The organism is Streptomyces phaeoluteigriseus (assembly GCF_001896135.2).
Classification (GTDB): domain Bacteria; phylum Actinomycetota; class Actinomycetes; order Streptomycetales; family Streptomycetaceae; genus Streptomyces; species Streptomyces phaeoluteigriseus.
The window spans coordinates 61,418-87,411 of record NZ_MPOH02000011.1; the positions used below are offsets into that span (position 1 = coordinate 61,418).

General features: G+C 69.6%; 21 protein-coding genes and 2 pseudogenes. 18 read left to right on the forward strand and 5 right to left on the reverse strand.

Going from position 1 to position 25,994, the window contains the following annotated elements; translation table 11 throughout:
• Window positions 1–84: 84 nt before the first annotated feature.
• The gene (locus BM536_RS40295) at window positions 85–1,455 is read right to left on the reverse strand and encodes a hypothetical protein (RefSeq protein WP_143650902.1); all 1,371 of its coding nucleotides are present in this window, start codon (window positions 1,453–1,455) and stop codon (window positions 85–87) included.
• Between the two features lie 1,240 nt (window positions 1,456–2,695).
• Between BM536_RS40295 and BM536_RS11445 the strand changes: the two genes are divergently transcribed.
• A complete protein-coding gene (locus tag BM536_RS11445; protein WP_073492961.1) occupies window positions 2,696–3,931 on the forward strand; it encodes a helix-turn-helix domain-containing protein in 1,236 nt (411 codons plus the stop codon).
• A 17-nt stretch (window positions 3,932–3,948) separates the two neighbouring features.
• Window positions 3,949–4,491: a flavoprotein gene (locus BM536_RS11450; RefSeq protein WP_073492981.1), complete on the forward strand. Its 543-nt coding sequence runs from the start codon at window positions 3,949–3,951 to the stop codon at window positions 4,489–4,491.
• A 216-nt stretch (window positions 4,492–4,707) separates the two neighbouring features.
• On the opposite strand, the gene BM536_RS11455 is transcribed toward BM536_RS11450, so the two are convergent.
• Window positions 4,708–5,103, reverse strand: coding sequence for a GntR family transcriptional regulator (locus tag BM536_RS11455; RefSeq protein WP_073492959.1), 396 nt, complete (start codon window positions 5,101–5,103; stop codon window positions 4,708–4,710).
• Between the two features lie 517 nt (window positions 5,104–5,620).
• Here BM536_RS11455 and BM536_RS11460 point away from each other — a divergent pair.
• From BM536_RS11460 to BM536_RS11500, 10 genes and pseudogenes are all read left to right on the forward strand, one after another.
• On the forward strand, window positions 5,621–5,890 hold the full coding sequence (locus BM536_RS11460) for a DUF6284 family protein (RefSeq protein ID WP_073492957.1): 270 nt from the start codon (window positions 5,621–5,623) through the stop codon (window positions 5,888–5,890).
• Complete coding sequence (locus BM536_RS11465; protein ID WP_073492955.1) at window positions 5,887–6,792, forward strand: protein spdB; 906 nt, start codon at window positions 5,887–5,889, stop codon at window positions 6,790–6,792. Before BM536_RS11460 ends, BM536_RS11465 begins: the two co-directional genes overlap by 4 nt.
• Before the next feature lie 50 nt (window positions 6,793–6,842).
• Window positions 6,843–7,121 carry an RRQRL motif-containing zinc-binding protein gene (locus tag BM536_RS11470; RefSeq protein ID WP_094102890.1) on the forward strand — a complete coding sequence of 93 codons (279 nt, stop codon included), beginning with the start codon at window positions 6,843–6,845 and terminating at the stop codon, window positions 7,119–7,121.
• An 82-nt stretch (window positions 7,122–7,203) separates the two neighbouring features.
• Complete coding sequence (locus tag BM536_RS11475) at window positions 7,204–9,378, forward strand: cell division protein FtsK (protein ID WP_094102891.1); 2,175 nt, start codon at window positions 7,204–7,206, stop codon at window positions 9,376–9,378.
• 141 nt (window positions 9,379–9,519) lie between these two features.
• Window positions 9,520–9,795 (forward strand): hypothetical protein, encoded by a 276-nt coding sequence (locus tag BM536_RS11480; protein ID WP_073492952.1) that lies wholly within the window; start codon window positions 9,520–9,522, stop codon window positions 9,793–9,795.
• A complete protein-coding gene (locus BM536_RS11485; RefSeq protein ID WP_073492950.1) occupies window positions 9,792–9,986 on the forward strand; it encodes a hypothetical protein in 195 nt (64 codons plus the stop codon). Before BM536_RS11480 ends, BM536_RS11485 begins: the two co-directional genes overlap by 4 nt.
• 13 nt (window positions 9,987–9,999) lie before the next feature.
• The gene (locus BM536_RS11490) at window positions 10,000–10,452 is read left to right on the forward strand and encodes a hypothetical protein (protein WP_073492948.1); all 453 of its coding nucleotides are present in this window, start codon (window positions 10,000–10,002) and stop codon (window positions 10,450–10,452) included.
• A 17-nt stretch (window positions 10,453–10,469) separates the two neighbouring features.
• On the forward strand, window positions 10,470–10,634 hold the full coding sequence (locus BM536_RS41190; RefSeq protein ID WP_170109904.1) for a hypothetical protein: 165 nt from the start codon (window positions 10,470–10,472) through the stop codon (window positions 10,632–10,634).
• Window positions 10,635–10,724: 90 nt separating this feature from the next.
• Window positions 10,725–11,612 (forward strand): bifunctional DNA primase/polymerase, encoded by an 888-nt coding sequence (locus BM536_RS11495; protein ID WP_211362866.1) that lies wholly within the window; start codon window positions 10,725–10,727, stop codon window positions 11,610–11,612.
• A gap of 3 nt (window positions 11,613–11,615) precedes the next feature.
• Window positions 11,616–12,476 (forward strand): annotated as a pseudogene (locus BM536_RS11500) (ATP-binding protein); the annotation flags it as partial.
• A gap of 157 nt (window positions 12,477–12,633) precedes the next feature.
• Here BM536_RS11500 and BM536_RS44795 read toward each other — a convergent pair.
• Window positions 12,634–12,852 carry a hypothetical protein gene (locus tag BM536_RS44795; protein WP_211362898.1) on the reverse strand — a complete coding sequence of 73 codons (219 nt, stop codon included), beginning with the start codon at window positions 12,850–12,852 and terminating at the stop codon, window positions 12,634–12,636.
• 151 nt (window positions 12,853–13,003) lie between these two features.
• Here BM536_RS44795 and BM536_RS11505 point away from each other — a divergent pair, with 151 nt between their 5' ends.
• The 3 genes from BM536_RS11505 to BM536_RS11515 all read left to right on the forward strand — a co-directional run bounded on the left by BM536_RS11505 (window position 13,004) and on the right by BM536_RS11515 (window position 15,893).
• On the forward strand, window positions 13,004–14,164 hold the full coding sequence (locus BM536_RS11505; RefSeq protein ID WP_073497350.1) for an alkaline phosphatase PhoX: 1,161 nt from the start codon (window positions 13,004–13,006) through the stop codon (window positions 14,162–14,164).
• Window positions 14,165–14,364: 200 nt separating this feature from the next.
• Entirely contained in the window at window positions 14,365–15,303 is a 939-nt protein-coding gene (locus BM536_RS11510) for an SMP-30/gluconolactonase/LRE family protein (RefSeq protein ID WP_094102892.1), read from the forward strand.
• A gap of 140 nt (window positions 15,304–15,443) precedes the next feature.
• Window positions 15,444–15,893 carry an excalibur calcium-binding domain-containing protein gene (locus tag BM536_RS11515; protein WP_073497344.1) on the forward strand — a complete coding sequence of 150 codons (450 nt, stop codon included), beginning with the start codon at window positions 15,444–15,446 and terminating at the stop codon, window positions 15,891–15,893.
• A gap of 184 nt (window positions 15,894–16,077) precedes the next feature.
• Here BM536_RS11515 and ppdK read toward each other — a convergent pair whose 3' ends face one another.
• Both ppdK and BM536_RS11525 read right to left on the reverse strand, forming a co-directional pair.
• Entirely contained in the window at window positions 16,078–18,825 is a 2,748-nt protein-coding gene (ppdK, locus tag BM536_RS11520) for a pyruvate, phosphate dikinase (protein ID WP_073497345.1), read from the reverse strand.
• 463 nt (window positions 18,826–19,288) lie between these two features.
• Window positions 19,289–20,508, reverse strand: a pseudogene (locus tag BM536_RS11525) (ROK family transcriptional regulator).
• Window positions 20,509–20,640: 132 nt separating this feature from the next.
• Here BM536_RS11525 and BM536_RS11530 point away from each other — a divergent pair.
• From BM536_RS11530 to BM536_RS11540, 3 genes are all read left to right on the forward strand, one after another.
• On the forward strand, window positions 20,641–22,077 hold the full coding sequence (locus tag BM536_RS11530; RefSeq protein WP_073497347.1) for an MGH1-like glycoside hydrolase domain-containing protein: 1,437 nt from the start codon (window positions 20,641–20,643) through the stop codon (window positions 22,075–22,077).
• Window positions 22,074–24,011: an amylo-alpha-1,6-glucosidase gene (locus BM536_RS11535; protein WP_094102894.1), complete on the forward strand. Its 1,938-nt coding sequence runs from the start codon at window positions 22,074–22,076 to the stop codon at window positions 24,009–24,011. The genes BM536_RS11530 and BM536_RS11535 overlap by 4 nt, the downstream gene beginning before the upstream one ends.
• Before the next feature lie 144 nt (window positions 24,012–24,155).
• Window positions 24,156–25,973 (forward strand): alkaline phosphatase family protein, encoded by a 1,818-nt coding sequence (locus BM536_RS11540; RefSeq protein WP_245873452.1) that lies wholly within the window; start codon window positions 24,156–24,158, stop codon window positions 25,971–25,973.
• Window positions 25,974–25,994: the final 21 nt, after the last annotated feature.

Genomic DNA, 25,994 nt, shown 5'->3' on the forward strand with positions numbered 1-25,994 from the left:
CCCAGACGGCCCCTGAAGCAAGCTGCGAGTAGGGTCGCGCTCACTCGTCAGAGGAAGCTGCCTTCCTCGCATGGTCTCGTTTCTCTAGCCCGACTCCCCAGCCTCCCAACCCGAACGAAGCAAATCGAGATCTCGCCACATTTGCAATCCAGCGTCCCCCATAAAGAACGCCGTATTGTTCCGGTCGGCGAACGCCTGCCTTAATTGGTCATCGCCACCAAAACTCTCAAGGGAAATGTCGGGGATAGTGACATAAAGGCATATACTGGCTGGCCTACCGTCTCGCAATATGCGCAGAGCTATCCGTACAGCTTCCACGCTTCGATTAAAGAGGAGATGCGCGTCTTCGATCGCCAAGAGGATGGCTGGCCGCTCTCGTGCGGGAACTTCGTATCGACCATCACCGATGCGGAAGTCGATGGCCCTTTCAATTTTCGCAAGGAGTTCAAGGGACTCCTGCAAGTTGTTCCCGGCGTTCAAGAAAGCCGCTTCCCTAAGTTCAGCGAAGTGCTTCTGCTCGTGAGACCAATCAAGCAGACCTAGGGTGAATATCTGAGAACTTAGCGCACCAAGCAGAACGATGCTTAGTGTGTTGCTTTTTCCAATTCCTGGCGCCCCGACAATCATGGCATGACGGACGCCATCACCCGGTTTATGCAATTGGAATTTGACCCGCTCGCCGCGTCGACTCCACCCCGTGGCCACCGTGCCGTCTTCAGGGTCGTATTCGACCCCCGGGAAGTCTAGCTTCTGCGAGTAGAAGTCATCCTGTGCAGCAATTCTCCGCCAGTGCCTTACCTCCTGAGCGTCACCCTTCTCTAGGTATACTGCGACAAGGTTAGATGCCGCCTCATAATATCCGTGCTCAGCCAACGGTCGCCAAGCGGTAATAGCATATTCTGTTTGACCTGCCATATATGCACGCATGCCAATAAGCCATTGGCCTTCATTCTCAGAATTCAGAGCCAAGGCCTCCTCCCAAATGAAGTTAGGAATCGCCAGCGAGGCCTTACGATCCCTCGACAGCGCGTCAGGGAGATAGTCAAACGCCTGCCATGTCTGCTCGTATGCACCAGGGACTAGCAGGCTCGACACGCCGTACATCACTTCGGTTGCCCACGAAAGGGCCTCCTCCCAGGACTCCGGCCGAAGCGAGGGATTCGTCAGGTAGCGGACATGGATGTCCCGTAGGACTTCGATGTCAACCCCGCCAGTGAAACCCGCACGTGCCAGGTCGACACTGGCTCGCACCAAGGCTGCCCCTCTGGCGTGGCCCCCAACGCGGCTAGCTCTCCTCCATACCTGCATCAGCGATGGCCCGGCAGCTAGATACTCGGACACCCCGTAGCTGGAGCTATGTTTGAGGGCTTCCGATACACGCTCGTCGGAAATCCTGGATGCTCGCGTAAGTTCCGAAGGGCTCCAAATCCTTTCCAGTCTTACGGGCTCCAGCATGCGAAGTAGGCGATTACCCACGTGCCATCTATCCTGCCCCTCCCTACCGGCCACTTCGCGAGGCTGACCTGTATAACTGTCGAATAGGTCGTCGCGGATTGTACAAACCAGGGGTACTCCGAGACGCTGCATAGCTTCTACAAATAGGGGGTCTACGCCATTCCGTCCCAAAAAGCCGTCGAGGTCATCCAACCAGACCAAGAAAGGGCCATCACTGGAAGACTGCACCAACTGAGGCAGGCCGGAAAGATGAGTCCCCGGTGTGGGCGCGTAAACCCTGTAGTTCGGCATAAAGCGTCTAAGGAAATTGTAGGCCGTTCGGGTCTTTCCAGATGTTGAGTCGCCCGTGAGCAATAGAACGCCGCCAGAAATTATGTCCATAGCTCGTTCAGCTAATTCGACATCAACGTCTCGCTCAACATATGCGGGCAAGGTAGGGGCCCCCGCAGCGTTCCACGTTCTGTGTACACCCAATGAAAGGGCGTTAGTCTCTCTAACTCTGGGCCAGTCACCCGGATCCGGGACGGACACATCGCTAGTCAGGTAAAACCTAGGATTAGTGAAGATGGGTGCGTTGACGTCTCCCCCGACAGCCACGGACGCGTTACCGTCGGAGGATACATTCTTCGGCTTCATGTGCCCTGAGACCCCCCGCTTTCGGTAACGTCTGTAGATACGTCTCCGAGGGCCTCCCCACCAATGGCAATACTCCCGGGCCCTTGAGCATTAATTCCACCCACCATGCTGGTGGACGATTGCTGGCCTGTCGCCTGTACATGCGTAGTGACTGACCCGCGCGTCGTACCGCCTACTGCGACGCTGCCCACTCCGGCTGCCGTGACGTCAGAAGAACGCCCCTCGAAAAGCGTCAGTCCGACCTGAGTGAGGGCTCCGAGTAGTAATAGGCATCCGAGCGTTACCCACCACGCAATATTCGGCTCATCGGTAGCTATGTTGGTCACAATCCCCGCCGCTGTAGCGACCACTACGGACACTGCAGCGAGGCTCGCTCGTGCTGTGACTGTTGACATGATTCCTCCCCCGGCCGTCAGGGGACGACGATAGCGACCGCTGGTGCCAACCGGACACCTACGGCCCGGACAAAGTGTCCCCGGGTCGCCGTCTGCTTAGACCGGCACTCTTGCCGTGGGCATGCGGCAGAGGATGCGCCGGCTACCCGCCCGTTCGTCAGCTCTGTACGGTGAAACGGGTCCCTACAGCCACCGGGAGGCAGCACGTAATGCGTGGTCTTGGAGATCACCTCAGCATCGGTGAGCGGATCGCGTTCTACCGGAAGCGTCGCGGCTACACGCAAGAGGTGCTCGCCGGCCTGGTCGGGCGTAGCACCGACTGGCTGGCAAAGATTGAAACTGGCCGTAGGAAGCCGCCCCGTATCGACATGCTCGCAGAGCTGTCACGCATCCTGCGCGTACCTCTCGGAGACCTGCTCGGTCAGACCGTGCTCATGGAGGACGAGAAGCAGCAGGACGACGTTCCGGCCGTGCGCGACGCGCTCATGAGCCCGCGCCGGCTGTCTCGTCTGCTCTTCGGCCCCGAGGCTGAGGTTCAGCTCCCCGTGCCGGCGCCCGTGGCCGTCCGTGTGGAGCAGGCATGGAACGACTACCAGGGCGGGCGGCTCGGTAGCGTCATCGCCGCCCTTCCCGCGCTCCTCCAGACCGCACATGAGCTGGAGGAGCGAGCCGCACGGCGCGGCGAGGATCGGAGCGACTGCTGGGCAGTGTCGGCCCGTACCCACCACCTCGCGGCAACGACGCTCGCGAAGATCGGTGAATCGGACATCTCATGGCTCGCTGCCGAGCGCGCGATGCGTGCCGCAGACGAGTCGGATGACCCGCTCGTGTTGGCGTCTGCCGCACGGTCCGGCACGCACGCCCTATTGGCCAACGGCCGGTACGACGACGCATTGGAGCTGGGTAACACGGCCGCTGCATGGCTCTCGTCTCAGGTGACCGACAACGACCCCGCGGCACTGAGTTTGCTGGGGATGATCCACCTGCGGGCCGCTGTGGCAGCGGCCCGCCACCAGGACCGGCCCACCGCAACCGACCTGCTGGATCGAGCCGAGGCACTCGCGGATGACCTCGGCTCGGATGAGAACTACTGGCAGACCAGCTTCGGACCCACAAACGCCCTGCTTCACCGGCTGTCGGTTGAGTTGGACCTCGACAATGTGTCGTACGTGGTGGAACACGGCCGGATCAACGTCGACCACATGCCGCAGGAACGCAGCGTGTCCCACCGCATCGACTTCGCTCGTGCGCTGTCGCTCAACGGGCAAGGCGATGAAGCGTTCACAGAACTCCGCACGGCTGAGCGAACATCGCCGCAGCTCGTGCGCAACAATCCAAGGGTGCGCGAGACGCTGCGGGACTTGATCAAACAATCACCAGTCACCGGCGGCTCGCGATCGTCCGAGGTGTTCGTGATGGCTCAACGGTGCAGGGCGGTGCAGTGAGTTCAGGCAAGCGCGGGGTGCTTGGAGTCGTCGGGTCAGCAGCCGGAGGCGTAGAGACGTTGCGCACCGGGCTGGTTGAGCCTGCCATGGAGCGCGGATGGCAGGTGGCCGTCACTCTGACGCCGACCGCCGGTCAATGGCTGCGGATAGGCGGCGAGGTTGAGCAGTTGGAGAAGCTGACTGGCCTGCCCGTACGCGATGAACGGCGCCTGCCTGGCGAGGCCCGACCGCACCCGCCGGTTGACTGCTACGTGGTAGCCCCCGCGTCGGCCAACATGGTGGCCAAGCTCGCCACGGGCCTGATGGACAACCAGGCGCTGACGCAGGTGGGCGAGGCAATCGGCACCATCGGGTTGCCGGTAGTCGTCTTCCCTCGGGTGAACGCGGCGCACGCTCGTCATCCGGCATGGCAGCACCACATCGAGACCCTTAAGGCCGGAGGCGTGCGCATTATCTCCGGCCCGGCGGTGTGGCCGCTGTACGAGCCGCGCGAGGCGCCGGCGGGGAGGGATCTCCCCTGGGGGGCAGTGCTGGACGCCGTGGACGAAGTCACCAGATAGCGAGGCGTCAACCCTCCTGACCTGCAAGGAAATAGGACCCGGACACTTTGTCCGGGTCCTCTGCCGTTCACGGCCACATGCTCATTGGCATGTCAGGGATCAATGAGCGAAGCGGCGAGCTGGAAGGCATGACTCCTGCTGAACTCGCTTTGATCAAAGCGAGTTTGAGGGATGCCCGCGTCAAGGTTGAGCGACTGCTGAAGCGTGCGGACGAACTCACGGCGCAGGTGGAGTCTCGCTACCCACAAGACGCTCAAGCCGGTCAAGCCGCTCCCCGAGCAAATGGAGAGCGTCATGAATCGTGCTGAGCTCTGCGGCCAGGGCCGCGAAAGCAGGGCTGCTGCCTGGCTCGGTGCCGAGGGGTACCGCAGGATCACGGACGAACGTCCCGCGTCCCTGCTGAGTGAGGATCAGCCCCTCGTCACGGAGTTGGCCGTACGCACTTTGAACGGTCATGAGCTGCACGCCAAGTTCCTTGGCGAGCGAGCGAGCAGCCGGAAGCCGGTCCCCCGGGTCGTACTCGCGATCGGGGCCCGTGATCTTTCCGCGGAAGTGCGCCGCAATCTCCTTGGCCGTCGGTGTGGGCTTGGGCACTTCAGGGCTCTGATCCATACCTCCGAGAGTAACCGGACCTAGGTCAATCTCACGCTCTTCTGCCGCACCCTCTTGACAGTCAGATTGACCTAGGTCAATCTGAGCTCACGCCGGAACGCGAGGCCCGAAGAGGGCTTCACCGGCCGTGTCAGTGCCCGGAAGCAAGGCCCGGATTCCGCACTGCAAAGAACTCAACAGAGTGCCGACCCAGCCACCTGAACAGGGGTGGTCGATGGGTGCGGGTCACCATCCCGACCGCCCATGTCGGGCCGGGTGACCTGCCCGGATCCGCCCTCCGGGGCGGTAGCTGGCATTGCTTGATCTGACTGCATAGAACCTTCGCGGGCCGTCTGAACCCGCGCTGAGCACCCGTGCTCACGGTCCCCGACACCAGCGTCATACACGGCGCTTGGTGCCGGGTGGCCGTGGCCGCTCGTGAATACGAGAGGTCCTCACCACAACGGCGCGCGGCCCCGGAGGTGCAACTCCGGGGCCGCTGTTCGGGCCGTCCCTCTGCGAAAGGAACCACGACCCAATGAGCCACATCGTCACTGTTCAGGACGCTGTTACCGCGTTCGCTCCGTGGATGGAGCCGACGGACGCTGAGTTGGACGCGACCGAGCAGGAGATGCCCGTCATCCTGGCGGACGTCGACCTGTTGGACGCGCACATCGTCACCCTGGACCGCACCCCGAGTGAGCTGGACGACCGCCGCATCCGTCGGGCCCGCCGACGGGCGCTGGCCGCGCGGGTCGCGCTGGTCAACCGTGCGGCCGGTGAGAGCCTGCCGGGGGGTGCGGCATGAGGGCCAAGACCGTACTGCCCGCCGTAGCGATGACGGCGGTGTCCATGGTGCTCACCCTGGCCGTGGTCGTGATGTGGCTGGGCACGGCGGTGCCATGGCCCGTGGCCGTGGTCGTCGGTCTGGGGATCGATGGGGGATGGCTGGCCACCCTCGCCTACGAACGCCGACTGGCCGCGCAGGGTGACCACAATCCCGCGGTGACCGGTGTCGGCTGGTTCTTCGGTCTGATCGCGGCCGGCGTCCTGGTGGCCCACGCGCTGACCGCTGAGGAGTCCGCCGGCGCGTGGCTGGCCGTGGCGTGGCTGCCGGTTGCGGCCAAGGCGCTGTGGCTGGTGCATGGGCTGTGGGAGCGCACCGCGCTCACTCCGACGGCGCTCGGGGCGATCCGGGGTATTCAGCAAGAGGCCCGTGACGAGGCGGCCGTGGCCCGTGCCCGATTGCGGGCGGAGGCCGCCACGGAGGAGACGCGGCTGACGGCCGTGACGGCGGCCGGTGCCCGCGTCGCACGCGTGCAGGCAAAGACCGCCGAAGCGCTGTCGCGGGCGTGGTCGACGCTGGAGACGGCTCGTCATGGCGAGGACACCGACAGGGCGCTGACCAGCGTGACGCGGGACGTCACACCCGGCGTCACACCCCGATGGGACCTGCCCGTCTGGGGCCCCATCGAGCCGGTGGCGACGCTGGCACTGGAGACGGCCCCCGCACTGAGTGACGATGCGCTGGACGCGTTGGTGGATCACATCCGGCACAGCCAGACCCCGCCGTTGTCGTACCGGGAGATGGCTCACCGGTTCCGGACCGCCGGACACTCCGCCTCCGAAGTCCGGCTGCGAGCTGCGTGGAAGCGCGTGGTCGCGGCCACCTCCGGTGACCCGCTCGCGGTCCGGGAGGAGCGGTCGTGACGCGCTGCCCTGCGGCCCACCCCGAGGACCCGGATGCCTGCTCCGGGCCGGTGGCCGTGACGGTCCTGGACGCCGCCAACGTCGGTGCGTCGGGATGCGAGCACCACGGGCCGCGCCGGCGCCGTCCGCCGCTGGTCGCCTACCTCTACCGCATCGACCTGGCCAAACCGGTCCGGCCCATGACGGAGGCGAAGTGGGCGGCGCTGGCCAAGGCCAACACCGCCCGCCGTATCTGCCCCGAGTGCGGGCGGGATGCGGGCTACGTCATCCCGACCTCGCTCGGCATGTGCGTGCCCTGCGCCTACCCCGACGAACAGCGCGCCGCATGAACCGACGGGCCCGGCCGCCCACCTCTCACAGCGCCGGCCGGGCCGCCCTCCCTCCCTCACACCAGAAGTGGAAGGACACTCAGTGAAGCACCCCGACGACGACGAACTGTTCAACCGGCTGGAAGCCGAGATGGCCGACACCCCCGCCGCGCCGGCCGCTGCGGTGGTCGACCTCGACAAGCACCGCGCCGCACGCGAGAAGGTGACCGATGCCGAGTCGGCCGACCCGACCGCGCCCGTCATGGTCGACCAGCCGACCGTGACCGCCGTCGGTCCGGGCTACCTCGGTCGGCTGGCCGCAGCGCAGCGCCGGGCGGTCGTACCGGTGTGGCTGCGGTCCCTGGCGGAACTGCGGACCGCCGCCGCGTGGGTGGCCCGCCACTACGCCCACTCGGTCGGCTACCACGCACTCCGTGCCCCGGTCTACGCCCTCCGCCTCACCCTGCAAGCGCCGTCCGGGGCCGCGAGGTTCGTGGGCGGCACGATGCGGTGGGTGGCCGACCGCGAGGGCGAGCCGGTCCGACTCGCCACCGTGCGCCGCGAGGACGCGGCGGAGTACCTGAAGCTGTCGCGGCAGCGCGACGGACGGGTTCGACTGCGCACCCTCGTCGCCGTGCTGGCGATGTTCACCGGACTGGGGGCCGCGCTCGCCATCTACGTGCTCGCCCCCGACTGGCTTCAGGCCCTGTCGGTCGGCGCGGTCGTGCTGGCGCTCGGAGCGGCCGGCCGCCGCGCGGATGCCCCGGTCATCCACCGGGCTGTGGAGTTGCCCACCGCGGTCAAGCTCACCAGTGACATCGTGCTGCGGGCGCTCGGCTCGCTCGGCATCCCGGCCATCAACCAGGCGCAGGCCAAGGGCCGCGACGGGTTCGAGTTCACCGCCCCGATCACCCGCGACGGCCCCGGCTGGCAGGCGGAGGGCAACCTCCCCTACGGCGTCACGGTCACCGACGTCATCGAGCGCCGCGACCGGCTCGCCTCCGGCCTGCGGCGTCCCCTCGGGTGTGTGTGGCCGGAGGCGGTGCCGGACGAGCACACCGGGCACCTGGTGCTGTGGGTGGGCGATCAGGACATGAACAAGGCCAAGAAGCCCAAGTGGCCGCTGCTCACTGCGGGAAGCGTGGATCTGTTCAAGCCCGTCGCGTACGGCACCGACCAGCGCGGACGCTGGGTCGAGGTCACGCTGATGTACATCGCGGGCATCATCGGCGCCATCCCCCGCATGGGCAAGACGTTCCTGCTCAGGCTGCTTCTGCTCATCGCCGCCCTGGACCCGCGCGCCGAGCTGCACACCTACGACATGAAGGGCACCGGCGACCTGGACCCGGTCGGCAACGCCGTCTCCCACCGGCACGCCGCCGGCGACGACGACGAAGCGATCCTGTACTGCCTGAACGACTGGCGGGCGCTGCGGGAGGAACTGCGCCGCCGCACCAAGGTGATCCGCTCCCTGCCCCGGGACATCTGCCCCGAGTCGAAGGTGACCAGCCAGCTTGCAGACAAGCGCTCGCTTGGACTGCACCCGATCGTGATCGGCGTGGACGAGTGCCAGGTGCTCTTCGAACACCCCGAGCACGGCAAGGAGTTCGAGGAGATCGGCACCGACCTGGTCAAGCGCGGCCCCGCGACCGGGATCGTGCTGCTGCTCGCCACCCAGCGCCCGGACGCCAAGGCACTGCCCACCGGCATCAGCGCGAACGCGTCGGCCCGCTGGTGCCTGAAGGTCATGGGCCAGCTGGAGAACGACATGGTGCTCGGCACCTCCGCCTACAAACGCGGCGTGCGGGCCACCATGTTCGCCTGGGGAGACAAGGGCATCCACTACTTCGTCGGTGAAGGCTCCGATGCCCGCATCGTCTCCTCCGTCTACGTGGACGCCCCCGGCGCGGACGGCATCGCCGCCCGCGCCCGCAGGATCCGCGAGAAGGCCGGACTGCTGTCCGGCTACGCGCTCGGGGAGGCACCCGAGCCGGTCGCGTCCGGCTACGACCTGCTCGCCGACATCCTCGCCGTCGTCCCCGCCGACGAACCCAAGGCGTGGTCCGAAACCGTCGTCGCCCGCCTCGCCGAACTGCGCGAGGACGTCTACAGCGGCTGGGACGCCGAATCCCTCGCCGCCGCGCTCAAGCCGCACGGCGTCGAGACCGTGCAGATCGGCCGACGGGTGGACGGCAAGGTCGTCAACCGACGCGGCATCGTCCGCGCCCACATCGCCGCCGCTGTTGCGGAGCGTGACGGGAAGCGGGACGCGGGCTGACGCTTCGGGGCCGCTAACGATAGCGGCACACCCCGCTAACGTTAGCGGCCCCGCTAGCGCCCCAAACCCACTCTGATCAGGCCGCTAGCGGATAGCGGCCCACCTGCGGAAACCCCTGAAACCTGCCTGGAAGGGCCCGTCATGCCCTCTGCCCTGCTCGCTATCGTCCTGATTCTCGGCGTCACGTTGTGTTATGTCGCCGTGTGTGCTGCCTCGCCGTTCGGCGACTGCCGCAAGTGCCGCGGCATGGGCCACGCACTCAAGACCGACCGCAAGGGCCGCATGAAGCGCGGCAAGGACTGCCGCCACTGCAAGGCCACCGGCAAGCGCATCCGCGTCGGTCGCTGGCTCTACAACCGCTGGGCCCGCATCTACCGCGCCGGAACCGACGCCCCCCGCCCGGAAGGACTCCGATGATCCTCAACATCTCCGCCGTGCTGCTGTTCGGCGCCGCCTCCGCCCTCGCCGTCAAGACCAAGTCCGCCGGGGGCGGCGCGGCCATCGTGCTGTTCCTCTTCGGCTTCTTCGCCGCCGGCACCGGCGCGTACGAGCCCATCCACAACCTCGTGCAGGCATCCGCCGACGCCCTGTCCGCGCTCGGCAACTGAAGGAGACCCGGCCGTGAACGAACCCACCACCCACCGGACCGCGCCCCTCGTGGTCCACCACCCCACCCCGATCACCCCCGCCGTACACGCGGCGCCGGTCGTTCCCGTCCAGCCGGGCCACATCCCGGCCGTGGCGAGCGTCGTCCTGCCGGACGGCCGCGTCGTCACCGGCTACGCCGTGGCACCGGCTCAGCCGGAACCGATCACCACCAAGCCGGCCGTGTCCCGCATGGCGGTGAACGTCGCCCTCGGGGGCATCGGGTTCCTCGCCGTGTGCGGCGGTCTACTCCTGCTCACCTCGTTCATCGCCGCCCTGACCGCCTTCATCGGCCAGCTCATCATCCTCGCCGCCGTGATCTTCGGCGGATGGATCGCTGTCCAGGTCTTCAGCGCGAGCGGCCACCACGGCAGAACCACGGTCAACATCCGCAAAGCCGTGATCAAGCGCAACCACTTCCACGGCTGACCAGAGGAGATCACTGCATGTTCGAAGACGAGTACTGCGACGAGTGCGGCGACTACGGATGCCCCGGCCACTTCCTGTGTGACGAGTGCTCCGGCGACATCTGCAACGAGTGCAACGGCTGCGACTGCCCCGACAGCTACTGCCCCGGCCCCATCGCCCACATGACCGGCACCGACTTCTAGCTACGCCAAGGGCGGCCCCCGATTCCGCCAAGAACACCGGGGCCGCCCTTGTCCACCTGCCAACCACTTGACCTGTGGAGGTCTCCCAGCATGACGCAACCGACCCTGATCCGGCGAGGGCACGGCGGCATGAGCGCGCTCCCCGAACCCTTGCCGACTGCTCTGGCACTGGCCGCTACCGGCGTGCCAGTGCTGCCCCTGCGCCGAGGCAAGGTCCCGTTCGGCAACTGCCCCACCTGCGCGGGCAACACGTGCGGCGGCCGACCGAACATGAAAACACCGGGGCCCTGCTCGTGCCCTGGCGTCTGCCACGCGTGGGCCGCCGCCACCACCGACCCGGCGGTCATCGTCTCGCCCCCGTGGGCGGCGGCGTGGCGGCGGGCCGTCTGCATTGCGTACCACCCCGGCGCCGCCGGGCTGACCGTCGTCGACCTGGACAACGCGGACGCCATCGCGTGGGCTCGTACCGCCCTGCCGGCCACGCGCACGGTGCCGACGACACGCGGTGAGCACTGGATCTACCGGGGCACCATGCCATCGCGCAACGCGGTCCGGCCCGGCGTCGACATCAAGTCGTCCATGTCCTACGCCCGCTACCTCGGACCCGGCACCGGCACCATGACCGACCTGCCAGACGCCGTGCGCGCCCTCGCGGTCAAGAAGCCTTCCTCCGTCCGGTCGGCGCAGCACGTCGGCACCGTGCCCGCAGGGGCCGGGGCCGGGGAGTGCCCGCACCGCACACCCTCCTACCTGGAGCGCGGCATCGCGATGGCCGAACGGCGCATCACCGAGGCGCACAGCGCGATCCACGCGACCGTGTACCGGACGTTCCTCGCGGTGCTGTCTAGGCACGGCCGGTGCGGCTGCCTCACCGACACCCACGTCGCCCGGCTGTTCACCGCCGCGCAGGCCAAGGGCGAGTCCCTGCGGCACTGCACGGACGCGTGGAACAACGCCTCCACCACGTTGGGACTGTGACCCATGTCCGACGACGACAAGGACCCCGCCCGCAAGGTCATCACCGACTACGCGCAATCCCACTTCCGGTACTTCCGCACCGCCGACGGAACCGTGTACGCGCAGCGCAACGGCCACCCCGTGGCCCGCCCGATCCGCTCCCAGGGCACCACGGGAAGCCACCGGCAAGAACTCATGGTCGGACTGTTCAAGGACGGCATCGGCGTCTTCAACGGCACCGCCATGAAGGAGGCGCTCGACTTGATCGAAGCACTCGCACTGACCGAGGACGTCCAGCCCGTGCACATCCGCGTCGCCCCCGGATACGACGGGGCCACATGGCTGGACCTAGGCCGCAGTGACGGGCAGTCCGTGCGTATCCACCCCACCGGCTGGGACATCCTCACCCCTGACCCGCAGGAAGTCTGCTGGCGCCGCACCCAGCTCACCGGGGAACTGCCCCTGCCGACCAAGGACACCGACGGCAAAGGCATCGACCTGCTGATGCGGCTGTGCAACTTCGCCAACGCCGAAACGGAGTGCCTGGCAATCGCCTGGCTCATCGGCTGTCTCGGGCCGTCCGTGCCCGTCCCGGCCCCGTTCCTCACCGGGCCGCAGGGCGCGGGCAAGTCCACCGGTGGGCGGATGCTCGTACGGATCATCGAGGGCATGACCGGGGACCTCCGCCGGGCACCCAAGGACGAAGAGAACCTGATCGCGGCCGTGGCCGCCGGATGGGTCACCGCCCTGGACAACCTCTCCCACATGACCCCGGACCTCTCCGACGCCATGTGCTGCATCGTCACCGGGGCCGAGAACGTCAAACGTGCCCTGTTCACCGACGGGGACGTCTTCCGCGTCGCTACCGCCGCCGAGTGGTTCTACCTGGACACCCGCCCGATGCCGGAGGACTTCGCGGAGAGGTACGCGCAGGAGTACGCCCCCGGGTACACGGAGGAACACGCCGCCCACGGGTACGGCCCGGGGTACACGGACGGCTACGCGCAGAGTTACCCGCGGGGGCATGCCCCCCACTGACGGCTCACCCCGCCCGCCCCGTCGTCACGCCGTCACGCCGTACGACACCCCGGTCAGCCGCCGCGACTCCGTCCACGGCCGTTCTCCCGCCCGGTCGTCGAGAAGAGTCCAGGGCACCCACCAGGAGGGTGCGGGCCGGTGGAGAAGGCCCGCCGTCGGCGGCTGAGACGACGGCGGTGCGGCCGCCCTGGTCGGGGATGTCGCGCGTGCTCCGGCCGGACATGGCCGTCCTCCCTCCGCCGCTGTCCCGGCCCCGGCATCTTCCCGTCACGGCGTGTCCACGACACGGTCACCCGGTGCTCGTAGCGTCCCTGACCGCACGACCCCCGCAGCCGGCCGGCCGCGGGGGGTCACGACACCCCTTGGGAGTGAGCGTGGAACGTCGTACCCTCCTGCGTGCGGCCGTCCTCGGCGGGTCCTCCGCCGTGCTCGGCGGAACCCTGTGGCGCGGCGCCGCGTACGCCGCGCCGGCACAGCCCGGCACGAGCCCGTACGGGGCACTCGGCTCGCCGGACGCGAACGGCATCAGGCTTCCGGCCGGCTTCACCAGCCGGGTGATCGCCCGCTCCGGGCAGACGGTGCCCGGCACGTCGTACACGTGGCACAACGCCCCCGACGGAGGCGCCTGTTACGCGGACGGCACCGGCTGGATCTACGTCTCCAACTCGGAGATCAACCCGTCCGGCGGGGCCAGTGCGGTGAAGTTCTCGTCGACGGGCACGGTGACCGGCGCGTACCGCATCCTGTCCGGCACGCGGCAGAACTGCGCGGGCGGCAAGACCCCGTGGAACACCTGGCTGTCCTGCGAGGAGGTCTCCCTGGGCTACGTCTACGAGACGGACCCGTGGGGCGTGAACGCGGCCGTGCAGCGACCGGCGATGGGCCGCTTCAAGCACGAGGCCGCCGCCGCCGACCCGGTGCGCAAGGTGATCTACCTGACCGAGGACGAGACGAACGGCCGCTTCTACCGCTTCGTGCCGACGACCTGGGGCAGCCTGGCCTCCGGCACGCTCCAGGTGATGGTCGCGGGCAGCGCCACGTCCGGCTCCTTCACCTGGGCGAACGTCCCCGACCCGGACGGCTCCCCCACCACCACCCGCACCCAGGTCTCCGGCTCGAAGTCCTTCAACGGCGGCGAGGGCTGCCACTACGCCGACGACACGGTCTGGTTCACGACCAAGGGCGACAACCGGGTCTGGCAGCTCAACCTCACCAGCAACACCTACGAGCTGGCGTACGACGACTCCCTGGTCACCTCCGGCACGGCCCCTCTCACCGGGGTCGACAACATCACCGGCTCCGCCTCCGGTGACCTGTTCGTCGCGGAGGACGGCGGCACCATGGACATCTGCATCATCACCCCGGGCGACGTGGTCGCCCCGTTCCTCCGCGTCGACGGCCAGTCCGGCTCGGAGATCACCGGCCCGGCCTTCTCCCCCGACGGCACCCGGCTGTACTTCTCCAGCCAGCGCGGCACGACGGGCAGCTCGTCCGGCGGGATCACGTACGAGGTGAGGGGCCCGTTCCGGGCGTGAGGTCCGTCCCGGCGCCGAGCCCCTCCCGGGATTGAAAGGAACCTGACAGCCAAGGGGTGGAACACGGTCGGACGGCGGCTCGTTACTCGCCATCGAAGTGTCACAGCAGCGGTGTGTCGCGTACGACATACAGCTCACGGCGCTACGAGCCTCGCCACAGGACGCGTCCGCCGCCCGACCCCACCCCGGAGGCACCGAGCATGACCCCCACCCCGTCCCGCCGCACCTTCCTCGCCGGCACCGCTCTCGCCACCCTCACCCTGACGGCCACGGCGGCCCCCGCCGACGCGACCGGCGCCAGGCCGACCTGGCCGACCGTCTTCCCCCTCCCCGACGGCTGGCTTCCCGAGGGCATCGCCATCGGCGGCAAGCCGTACGCCTACCTGGGCTCCCGCGCCAACGGCGGCATCTACCGCACCGACCTGCGCACCGGTGAGGGCACGGTGCTCCACGCCGGGGGCGCCGGCCAGATCGCCGTCGGCCTCAAGCTGGACCACGACGGCCTGCTGTACGTGGCGGGCAGCACCGGAGTGGCCCGCGTCATCGACTCCCGCACCGGCGAGCTGCTCACCACCCACCAGCTCACCGCACCCACCGGTCACTTCATCAACGACGTGACCCTGCTGGGCGGCCGCGCCTGGTTCACCGACTCCCGCGACGCGGTCCTGTACGGCGTCCCGCGCGGCGGCCGCACCGGCGAGATCCGCGCCCTCCCGCTCACCGGCGACTGGACCCAGCTGCCCGACGTCAACAACGCCAACGGCATCGTCGACACCCCTGACGGCCGCGCCCTGATCGTCGTCAAGAGCACCCCCGGCGAGCTGCACAAGGTGAACCTCAGGACGGGCCTCACCACGAAGATCACGCTGGTGGGACAGGAGAACGTCGTCAACGGCGACGGCCTCCACCGCATCGGCCGCACCCTGTACGTCGTCCAGAACCGCCTGAACCTGGTCAGCGTCTGGACCCTGGACCGCACGTCCACCACCGCCACGCTCACCCGCACGATCACCTCCCCCCACTTCGACGTCCCCACCACCGCCGCCCGCTACGGCAACCGCCTCTACCTGGTCAACGCCCGCTTCACGAGCCCCCAGACTCCCACGACGACGTTCACGGGGGTGGCGGTGAGCCTCTGAGCGAGGGCACGACCGGGGACGACTCCCCGCCTCCTCCGACCGACGCCACACACATTCTCATCACAAATAAGACACGTAGCCTTCACTCCCCGCCTCGGCGCCCTACGGTCGTCCCCCTGACACCAGCTCAGGGGGACGACATGAGCAACCCGTACACCACTCACCCGGCGCCGAGATGGGCCCGCAAGCGCTATGTCCTGCCGGCGCTCGCCCTCGCCCTGTTCATCGGGGTCGGCATAGGCGGCAGCGACGAAGACTCCACGAAGGACACGGAACCCCTGTCCGCCAAGCCCCGGCCGACCGTCACGGTGACGACGACGGCCACGGCCACGGCCACGGCGACGGCCGCGCCCGAGCCGGCGGAGACGGTGACCGCCACGGAGACGATGAAGGTACGGGTGACCGTGCCGGCGGCAGCGGCGGACACGCGGGAGGAGGACCCGCCCGCCGACTCCGAGGACACGACCACCACCGTCCACTACGCCAACTGCACCGCGGCCCGAGCCGCGGGCGCGGCCCCCGTCCACGCGGGCGACCCCGGCTACGGCAGGCACCTCGACAGGGACGGCGACGGGACGGCCTGCGAGTAGGACCCGCAAGGGGCGGTTCCCGGCGCACCGCGACCGCCCAAGAGGGCGGCACCCCCGCACGGGTGCCGCCCTCTCTCGGTGCGCCGGAGCCGCCGCGATCGGTGCTGAGGGTCGGGGACCGCGGCGGCTCCGGGGTTCGGTGGGGGTGGGGACGCTCCGTCAGGGAAGCGTCCCCACCCCCGGCTCAGCGGTGGTCGCTGCCCTCCGACTGGGTGGCCGCGCGGCCTGCCTCCAGTCGGGCGACCGGGATGCGGAAGGGCGAGCAGGAGACGTAGTCGAGGCCGACCTCGTGGAAGAAGTGGACGGACTCCGGGTCGCCGCCGTGCTCGCCGCAGACGCCGAGCTTGAGGTCGGGGCGGGTCGCACGGCCGGCCTCGACGGCGGCCTTGACCAGGGAGCCGACGCCGTCCTTGTCGATGGTCTCGAAGGGGGAGACGCCGAAGATGCCCTTCTCCAGGTAGGCGGTGAAGAAGGAGGCCTCGACGTCGTCGCGGCTGAAGCCCCACACGGTCTGGGTGAGGTCGTTCGTGCCGAAGGAGAAGAACTCCGCGGCCTCCGCGATCTGACCGGCGGTCAGCGCGGCCCGCGGCAGTTCGATCATCGTGCCGATGGCCAGCTTGAGGTCGGTGCCGGTGGCCTCCTGGACCTCGGCGATGACCTGGTCGGCCTCCTCGCGGACGATCTCCAGCTCCTGGACCGTGCCGACGAGCGGAATCATGATCTCGGCGCGCGGGTCGCCCTTGGCGGCCTTGCGTTCGGCCGCGGCCTCGGCGATGGCACGGACCTGCATGGTGAAGAGGCCGGGGATGACGAGGCCGAGCCGTACGCCCCGCAGGCCCAGCATGGGGTTCTGCTCGTGGAGGCGGTGGACCGCCTGGAGGAGGCGCAGGTCGTTCTCGTGGGACTCCTCGCGGGACTCCGCGAGGGCGACCCGCACGGACAGCTCCGTGATGTCGGGGAGGAACTCGTGCAGCGGCGGGTCGAGGAGCCGGACCGTCACCGGGAGGCCGTCCATGGCCTCGAAGAGTTCCACGAAGTCCCGCTTCTGGAGCGGGAGCAGGGCCTTGAGGGACTCCTCGCGCTCCGCCTCCGTGTCGGCCAGGATCAGGCGTTCCACCAGCTCGCGGCGGTCGCCGAGGAACATGTGCTCGGTGCGGCACAGGCCGATGCCCTGGGCGCCGAAGCGGCGGGCGCGCAGCGCGTCCTCCGCGTTGTCGGCGTTGGCGCGGACCCGCAGCCGACGCTTGCGGTCGGCGAAGGCCATGATGCGGTGGACGGCCTCGACCAGTTCGTCGGCGTCGTCGGCGCCGGCGTGCATACGGCCCTCGAAGTACTCGACGACGGGCGACGGCACGACGGGGACCTCGCCCAGGTAGACCTTGCCGGAGGAGCCGTCGATCGAGATCAGGTCGCCCTCCTCGACGACGTGCCCACCGGGCACCGTCATCCGGCGGCGCTTGGTGTCGACCTCGAGTTCCTCCGCGCCGCAGACGCAGGTCTTGCCCATGCCGCGCGCGACGACCGCCGCGTGGGAGGTCTTGCCGCCCCGCGAGGTCAGGATGCCCTCGGCCGCGATCATGCCGTCGAGGTCGTCGGGGTTGGTCTCGCGGCGGACCAGGATGACCTTCTCGCCCGAGCGGGACCACTTCACGGCCGTGTAGGAGTCGAAGACCGCCTTGCCGACCGCGGCGCCCGGCGAGGCGGCGATGCCCCGGCCGACCTGCTCGGTCCTGGCGGCCTCGTCGAACCGGGGGAACATCAGCTGGGCGAGCTGGGCGCCGTTCACCCGCTGGAGGGCCTCGGTCTCGTCGATGAGGCCCTGGTCGACGAGCTGGGTGGCGATGCGGAAGGCCGCGCCCGCGGTGCGCTTGCCGACCCGGGTCTGGAGCATCCACAGCTGACCGCGCTCGATGGTGAACTCGATGTCGCAGAGGTCCTTGTAGTGGTTCTCCAGCGTCTCCATGATCTGCATCAGCTGGTCGTAGGACTTCTTGTCGATGGTCTCCAGCTCGGCGAGCGGCACCGTGTTGCGGATGCCGGCGACGACGTCCTCGCCCTGGGCGTTCTGGAGGTAGTCGCCGTAGACGCCCTGGTGGCCGGAGGCGGGGTCGCGGGTGAAGGCGACGCCGGTGCCGGAGTCGGGGCCGAGGTTGCCGAAGACCATGGAACAGACGTTGACCGCGGTGCCCAGGTCGTGCGGGATGCGCTCCTGGCGGCGGTAGAGCTTGGCGCGGTCGGTGTTCCAGGAGTCGAAGACCGCGTGGATGGCGAGGTCCATCTGCTCGCGCGGGTCCTGCGGGAAGTCCCGGCCGGCCTCGGCCTTGACGATCTTCTTGAAGCGGGTGACCAGCTTCTTGAGGTCGGCGGCCTCCAGCTCGGTGTCGACCGTGACCTGCTTGGCCTCCTTGGCCGCCTCCAGCGCCTCTTCGAAGAGGTCGCCGTCGACGCCGAGGACGGTCTTGCCGAACATCTGGATGAGGCGCCGGTAGGAGTCCCAGGCGAAGCGGTCGTCGCCGGCCTGCTTGGCCAGGCCCTGGACCGACTTGTCGGAGAGGCCGATGTTGAGGACGGTGTCCATCATGCCGGGCATCGAGAACTTGGCGCCGGAACGGACGGAGACGAGCAGGGGGTCGTCGGCCTGGCCGAGCTTCTTGCCCATCTTCTCTTCGAGGGCGTCGAGGTGTGCACTCACCTCGTCACGCAGTGCCGCCGGCTCCTCGCCGCTGTCGAGGTAGACCTTGCAGGCCTCGGTGGTGATGGTGAACCCGGGGGGCACCGGCAGGCCGAGGTTGGTCATCTCGGCGAGGTTGGCGCCCTTGCCCCCGAGGAGGTCCTTGAGGTCCTTGTTGCCCTCGGTGAAGTCGTAGACGAACTTCACGGCCTCAACGCTCGTGGCCGTTCCGGCTACCGGGAGATCTTTGTTTTCCGACACGGGTCTCGACTCCTCGAGGACGCGGTGGCTGCCCTGACGGGCAGGAACATACCCAGATCAAAGGCGTCTGGGTACGTCCACTTGTGCGTCATGCGCCTGTAACCAGTCGTCCGCCACCGGATCGAAAGTCAAAGCTTGGCAAGCGCAGGACAGCCGATGTTTTCACTTCTTGAACGCATCCACTCCTCATGGACCGCCTTCCCGCTCGAACGAGCGGCTCCAGCTACGTTTGAGTTCGATCGATGAACGATCAAGGGGTGGCACTGAGTGCCACCCCTTGAGGAAGTGCAAACGAGCGCGTTCCGCTCATGTGAGCGCTACCCCTATCAAGGGTGGCGAGAATCACGCTTCCACAGGCTGCGGAATTTCACCATCCGGACGCTCCGCGGACCCGCCTCACAACGGAAACGCGCTCGTCACACAGGTCGCCGCACGCCGCTCGTGGCACGTCGCCGTACGCCGCTCACACCCCCAGCGCCAGCAGCCGTTCCTCCACCCGCGTCGGCGCGTACAGGTGCTCCACGACCATGGCACCGGCGCCCACCAGTCCCGCCCGGTCGCCCAGCCGCGAGGTCACCACGTCCAGCCGCGCCGTGGAGCGTGGCAGCGCCCGCTGGTAGAGCAGCTCGCGCACCCCGGTGAGGAAGGAGGTGCCGGCGAGGTCCCCGGCGATCATCAGGACGCCCGGGTTGAGCAGCGTCACGACCGTCGCCAGCACGTCGCCCACCTGCCGGCCGGCCTCGCGGGCCAGCGCCGCCGCACCCGGATGCCCGGCGGCGAGCAGGTCGCGTACGTCCGAGCCGGAGGCGGCGGGCACCCCGGTCTCGGCCAGCCGGCGGGCCACCGCTCCCCGCTGGCGACCGCCGCGAGACAGCCCTGCGAGCCGCAGCGGCACAGCGCCTCCGAGCCCACCCGGATATGCCCGATGTCACCGGCGCCGCCGTCGACGCCCCGGAAGATCTCGCCGCCCACCACGACCCCGGCGCCGATCCCGGTGGAGACCTTGACCAGCACGAACGCCGAGCAGTCGCGGTATCCGGTGCGCTGTTCGCCGTACGCCATGAGGTTGGCGTCGTTGTCGACGAGGACCGGGACGGGTGCGACGCCCGTGCGCTCCGTGAACGCCCTGGAGAGGCGGGAGCGGATGTCGTAGCCGTCCCAGCCGGGCATGATCGGCGGCTGGACCACCAGTCCGGTCTCGCTGTCGACCGGGCCGGGGACGGCGAGGCCTATGCCGCACGCCTCCCGTGCCCCCCGGCCGGCCTTCTCCAGCAGTTCCGCGAACCAGCCGCCCAGCTCGCCGAGCACGGCGTCCGGGCCGTCCTCGACGGCCAGGACGGCGGAGTGCTCGGCCAGGATCTCGCCGGTCAGGGACAGTACGGCCGCGCGCGCGTGCCGGGTGTCGAGGTCGGCGGCGAGGACGACGGCGTGCGCGTCGTCGAACTCGAGCGTGATGGAGGGCCGGCCGCCCAGCGGGGAGTCGACGGGGCCGCCCGCGCCCTCGCGCAGCCAGCCCGCGCGGAAGAGACGGTCCAGGCGCTGCCCGACCGTGGCCCGGGAGAGTCCGGTGGCCTGCTGGAGCGCACCGCGTGTCGTGGCCCGGCCGGTCCGCACCAGCGCGAGCAGATCTCCGGCGCCGGCCTGACCGCCGCCCCTGCCCGTCCGTCCGGGCTGTCCGGTCATGCACACCCCCTTGTGTTTCCCAACTCTGCATTACATATTGGGTTCTGCGTGTTAAATAGACGTAACTCTACGGTAGCCACTGCCGAACTGGTCGACCGTGGCCTCGTCGTCGTCGTTCTTCGGGGAGCCCGAGTGGATCGCACCGCCCAGCTCATCGCCCGCCCTGCGGAGTACACCGCCGTATACGATCCGACCACCGCGGCCGGTTCGGTGCACCTCAGGGCCATAGAGGTACTGGACGGCAACTGGACGGGCACCTCGACCGTGCCCTCGCGTGGTCTGTACCCGCACCAGTGGTCCTGGGACTCCGCGTTCATCGCGATCGGGCTGCGGCACGTCTCCCCGCGCCGGGCGCAGACCGAGCTGGAGACGCTGCTGGACGCCCAGTGGGGCGACGGGCGGATCCCGCACATCGTCTTCAACCCCTCCGTGCCGCTCGACGCGTACTTCCCGAGCCCCGACTTCTGGCGCTCCTCGACCGCGGGGCGCGCTGCGGGCGCCCCGCGCACCGTACAGACCTCCGGCATCGTGCAGCCACCGGTGCACGCGCTGGCGGCCTGGCTGGTGCACCGCGCCGACCCCGGCCTGTCGCGGGCGCGCGGCTTCCTGGCCCGGGTCTACCCCCGGTTGGCCGCCTGGCACCGCTATCTGCTGCACCGGCGTGACCTGGGCGGCGGCGGCCTGGTGTCGGTCGTGCACCCCTGGGAGCAGGGGATGGACAACGCCCCGTCCTGGGACGCCCCGCTGGCCCGGATCGCCCCGGCCCCGGCCCGCTCCTTCCGGCGCGCCGACCTCGCCCACGGGGCGCCGGAGGACCGGCCCACGGACCTGGACTACGGGCGGTACGTGCGGCTGGCGACGGACTACCGGGACGGCGAGTACACGGACGGGCGGGCCTCGTTCGCCGTCGAGGACCCCGCCTTCAACGCCCTGCTCATCGCCTCCGAGCACGCGCTGGCCCGGATCGCGGAGGAACTGGGGGCCACCGGCACCGCCCGCCGCGCGCGGGCGCAGCGGCTGACGGCGGCGCTCGTCGACCGGCTGTGGGACCCGGCCGAGGGCCTGTTCCTCTGCCGGGACCTGCACGGCGACGGCCTGATCCGCGAGCGCGGGGTCTCCGGCCTGGTCCCCCTGCTGCTGCCCGGCCTGTCCCGCGAGGTCGTCTCCGGTCTCGTACGGGCCCTGCGCGGCCCGCACTTCCAGGTGGGCTCCGCCACCCGCCTCGTCCCCAGCCACGACCTGCTGGGCGAGGCCTTCGACCCGCACCGCTACTGGCGGGGGCCGGCCTGGTTCAACACGAGCTGGCTCGTCGAGCGGGGCCTCAGGTTGCACGGCGAGGGGGCGTACGCGGACGCGCTGCGCGAGGCGGTGCTGGACGTCGCCGACACCTCCAACTTCGCGGAGTACGTCGACCCGTACACCGGCGAGGCCTGCGGGGCGACCGGCTTCAGCTGGACCGCCGCGCTCACGCTCGACCTGCTGCACGACACGCACGGCACGCACCACGTGCCGCACGGCACCGCAATCGCCAGGGACGACAGCTCGTTCAAGGGAGGGGACCGGGGATGACGGACCGGCATCATCTGCTCGTGTACGGCGGGACGTTCGCCGCCGTCGGGGACCGCGGGGACATCAGCGGCGTACGCGGCGCCGGAGCCCCCGACGGGTTGTTCGTCAGGGACGCGCGCCACCTCAGCCGCTGGCAGCTCACCGTCGACGGGGCGGTGCCCGAGGTGCTCGCGCCGGTCGCGGACGGGGACGCGGCGCGCTGTGTGCTCGTGCCGCGCGGCGGTCGCACCGAGCCGCCGTCGTGCACGCTCTTCCGCGAGCAGGCGGTGGGCGACGGCTCGTTCGTGGAGTCCCTGCGGGTGGTCAGCAACCGTCCGGTGCCGCTGGCGGTCCGGCTGGCGCTCACCGTCGACGCCGACTTCACCGACCAGTTCGAACTCCGCTCCGACCACCGCACCTACGCCAAGACGGGCGCGGTCCGGGCCCGCCAGATCCTCGACGACGGCGTGGAGTTCAGCTACCGGCGCGGTGAGTGGCGGTCCGTCACCACGGTGACCGCCGACCCCGCGCCGGACGGCGTCGAGGAGACCGGCACCGGTGCCCGCCGCCTCGCGTGGACCCTGGAACTGGAGCCGCACGGCTCCGCCGAACTGACCCTGCGGGTGATGGCCCGCCCGCACGGCGAGAAGCGCGCCCTGCGCGTCCCCCGCTCCCCCGCCGCACTGACCGAGAAGCTGCTGGCGAAGGAGGGCGAGTTCGTGGAGGGCGTGGCCTTCCCGACCGGCTGGCCCGAGCTGGCCGCCGCCTGCGCGCGGGGCCTCGCCGACCTGGCCGCGCTCCAGGTCCCCGCGACCGGTCCGGACGGCGAGGAACTCCGCGTCCCGGCCGCCGGGGCCCCCTGGTTCCTGACCCTGCTGGGCCGCGACGCCCTGCTCACCTCGCTCTTCGCGCTCCCCTACCGGCCCGACCCGGCCGCCGCCACGCTCCTCGCGCTGGCCGCGGCCCAGGCCACCGAGACCGGCCCGGAGTCGGTGTCCCAGCCCGGCAAGATCGTCCACGAGGTGCGGCACGGCGAACTCACCCACTTCCACCAGGTCCCCTACGGCCGCTACTACGGCTCGGTGGACGCCACCCCGCTCTTCCTGGTCCTGCTCGGCGCCTACGTCGAGCAGACCGGTGACGCGGCGCTCGCCCGCCGGCTGGAGCCGCACGCCCGCGCCGCCATCGGCTGGATGCTCGACCACGGCGGCCTCACCTCGCGCGGCTACCTGGTCTACCGCGCCGACCAGGGCGGTCTCGCCAACCAGAACTGGAAGGACTCCCCCGGCGCCATCTGTTCGGCCGACGGCACCCGCGCCTCCGGGCCGGTGATGGCGGCGGGCGCCCAGGGCTACGCGTACGACGCGCTGCGCCGCACCGCGTTCCTGGCGCGCACGGCGTGGCGGGACGAGACCTACGCGGCCCTGCTCGAGCAGGCCGCCGCCGATCTGCGCGACCGCTTCCAGCGGGACTTCTGGATGCGGGAGCGCTCCTTCCCGGCGCTCGCGCTGGACGGCGAGGGCCGCCAGGTCGACGCGCTCGCCTCCGACGCCGGTCATCTGCTGTGGTCGGGGCTGCTGGACAAGGAGTACGGCGAGATGGTCGGCCGGCGGCTCCTCGAACCGGACTTCTTCTCCGGCTGGGGTGTCCGCACGCTCGCGGCCGGGCAGCCGGCGTACCACCCGCTGTCGTACCACCGCGGGTCGGTGTGGCCGCACGACAACGCGCTGATCACCCTGGGCCTGGCCCGCTACGGCCTGCACGACGAGGCCCGCACGGTCGCGCACGGCCTGGTCGACGCGGCGACCGCGACCGGCCACCGCCTGCCCGAGGTGCTCGCGGGCTACGGCCGCGACACCCACGCGGAACCGGTGCCGTACCCTCACGCCTGCGTGCGGGAATCCCGCTCGGCGGCGGCCCCGTTGGCGCTGCTCACGGCGGTGGGCGGAGCGTAGGGCCGTCGGTTTGCCGGGTGTTTGCCGACTGCGGGCCGGGACGGTTGAACACCGGGCGGGGGCACTCCGTACGAAACGGTGGCGGATCCGGCCCCACCACCGGATCCGCCGATCCACCCGGCTTCGTACGGAAGGACCCCTCGGGTGCCTGTCTTCACACGGTCTCGCGATCTGCCCGACTCCGGCGACGACGGCACGCCCGCGAGCGCCGACGACACCGCGGCGGCCGGGGAGCCCGAGGCGGCGCCGAGCGGGGCACCGGAGAGCGACACCCCGGCGCGCACCCTCAGGTCCCGTGTCGCGCACTGGCGGGCCTGGCGGGGCCGTTGTCCGCGGGCGGCGCGCGCGGTGTGGTGGACGACGACCGCGCTGTCCCTCGCGCTCGTGCTCGGTGCCATGGTGATGCCGAACCAGCTGCACCTCCTGCGGGCCGACCAGTTCGTCCGGCTGCCCGGCGAGGCGATCATCGCTGCGGCCCTGCTGCTGTCGCTGCCCCGCCGCCCCCGGCTGGTGGCCGCGGCGGCGCTCGGGGCCGGCCTCGCGGCACTGACCGTGGTCAACGTGCTGGACATGATGTACGCCGAGTACCTGGGCCGCGGTTTCAACCTGGTCCTGGACTGGGGCCTGCTGGACGACGCGCAGTCCTACGTCGCGGACTCGATGGGCGGGGCCGTGGCCCTCGGGGCCACGGCCGGCCTTCTCCTGCTGATCGTCGCGCTGTTCGCCGTCATGTCCCTGGCGGCGGTCCGGCTGAGCAACCTGCTGGTGCGCGACGTCTCCGCGTCGACCCGCGGCACGCTGATCGCCGGCACGGTCTGGATCACCTGCTCGGTCCTCTCGATCCAGTACGCCGGACTGCCGCTCGCCTTCCACCGCGCGGTGACCGCCACCGCCGTCAAGGCCAAGGCCGTGCGGCAGACCCTCCAGGACGAGGCCGCGTTCGCGAAGGAGAACCGCGCGGACGCCTTCGGCAACACCCCGCCCGAACAGCTCGTGCCCGACCTGCGCGGCAAGGACGTCATCTTCACCTTCATCGAGAGCTACGGCCGCAGCGCGATCGAGGACCCGGTCATGGCCCCCGGCGTCAACCGGACGCTCACCGCGAGCACCGACGCGCTGACGAAGGCCGGTTACCACGCCAGGAGCGGCTGGCTGACCTCGGCGACCTTCGGCGGCAGCAGCTGGCTCGGCCACTCCACCACGCTGTCCGGGCTGTGGATCGACAACCAGCAGCGCTATCGCACCGTCATGAACAGCGACCGCCTCAGCCTGCCCAAGATCTTCAAGAAGACCGGGGCCTGGGACACGGTCGGCGTGATGCCCGGCATCCAGAAGGCGTGGCCCGAGCAGAAGCACTACGGCCTCGACAAGGTCTACAACGCCTTCCAGATGGGCTACCAGGGCCCGAAGTTCAGCTGGTCCACGATGCCCGACCAGTACGCGCTGGAGGCGTTCCAGCGGCTGGAGCACGGCAAGGACCGCGACAGGCCGCTGATGTCGGAGATCATCCTGACCTCCAGCCACCAGCCGTGGGCCCCGCTCCCGGAGATGGTCGGCTGGGACGAGGTGGGCGACGGCTCGGTCTTCGACGGCATCCAGAAGGCCGGCGAGAAGGCCTCCGACGTCATCTCCGACTCGGCCAGGTCCCGCAAGGCGTACGGCGAGTCGATCGAGTACTCGGTGACCGCCCTCACCCAGTGGCTGGAGCGCTACGGCACCGAGGACACCGTCCTGGTCTTCCTCGGTGACCACCAGCCCATCGCCCGCGTCAGCGGCGACAACGCCAGCCGGGATGTGCCGGTCTCGATCGTCGCCAAGGACCCGAAGGTCCTCGACAAGGTCGCCTCCTGGAACTGGACCGACGGCCTCCGCCCGGCGAAGGACGCCCCGGTCTGGAAGATGGACCTCTTCCGCGACCGTTTCCTGACGGCGTACGGGTCGACCCCCCGCCCCTCGAAGTGACCGACCCGTCGAAGGACCGAC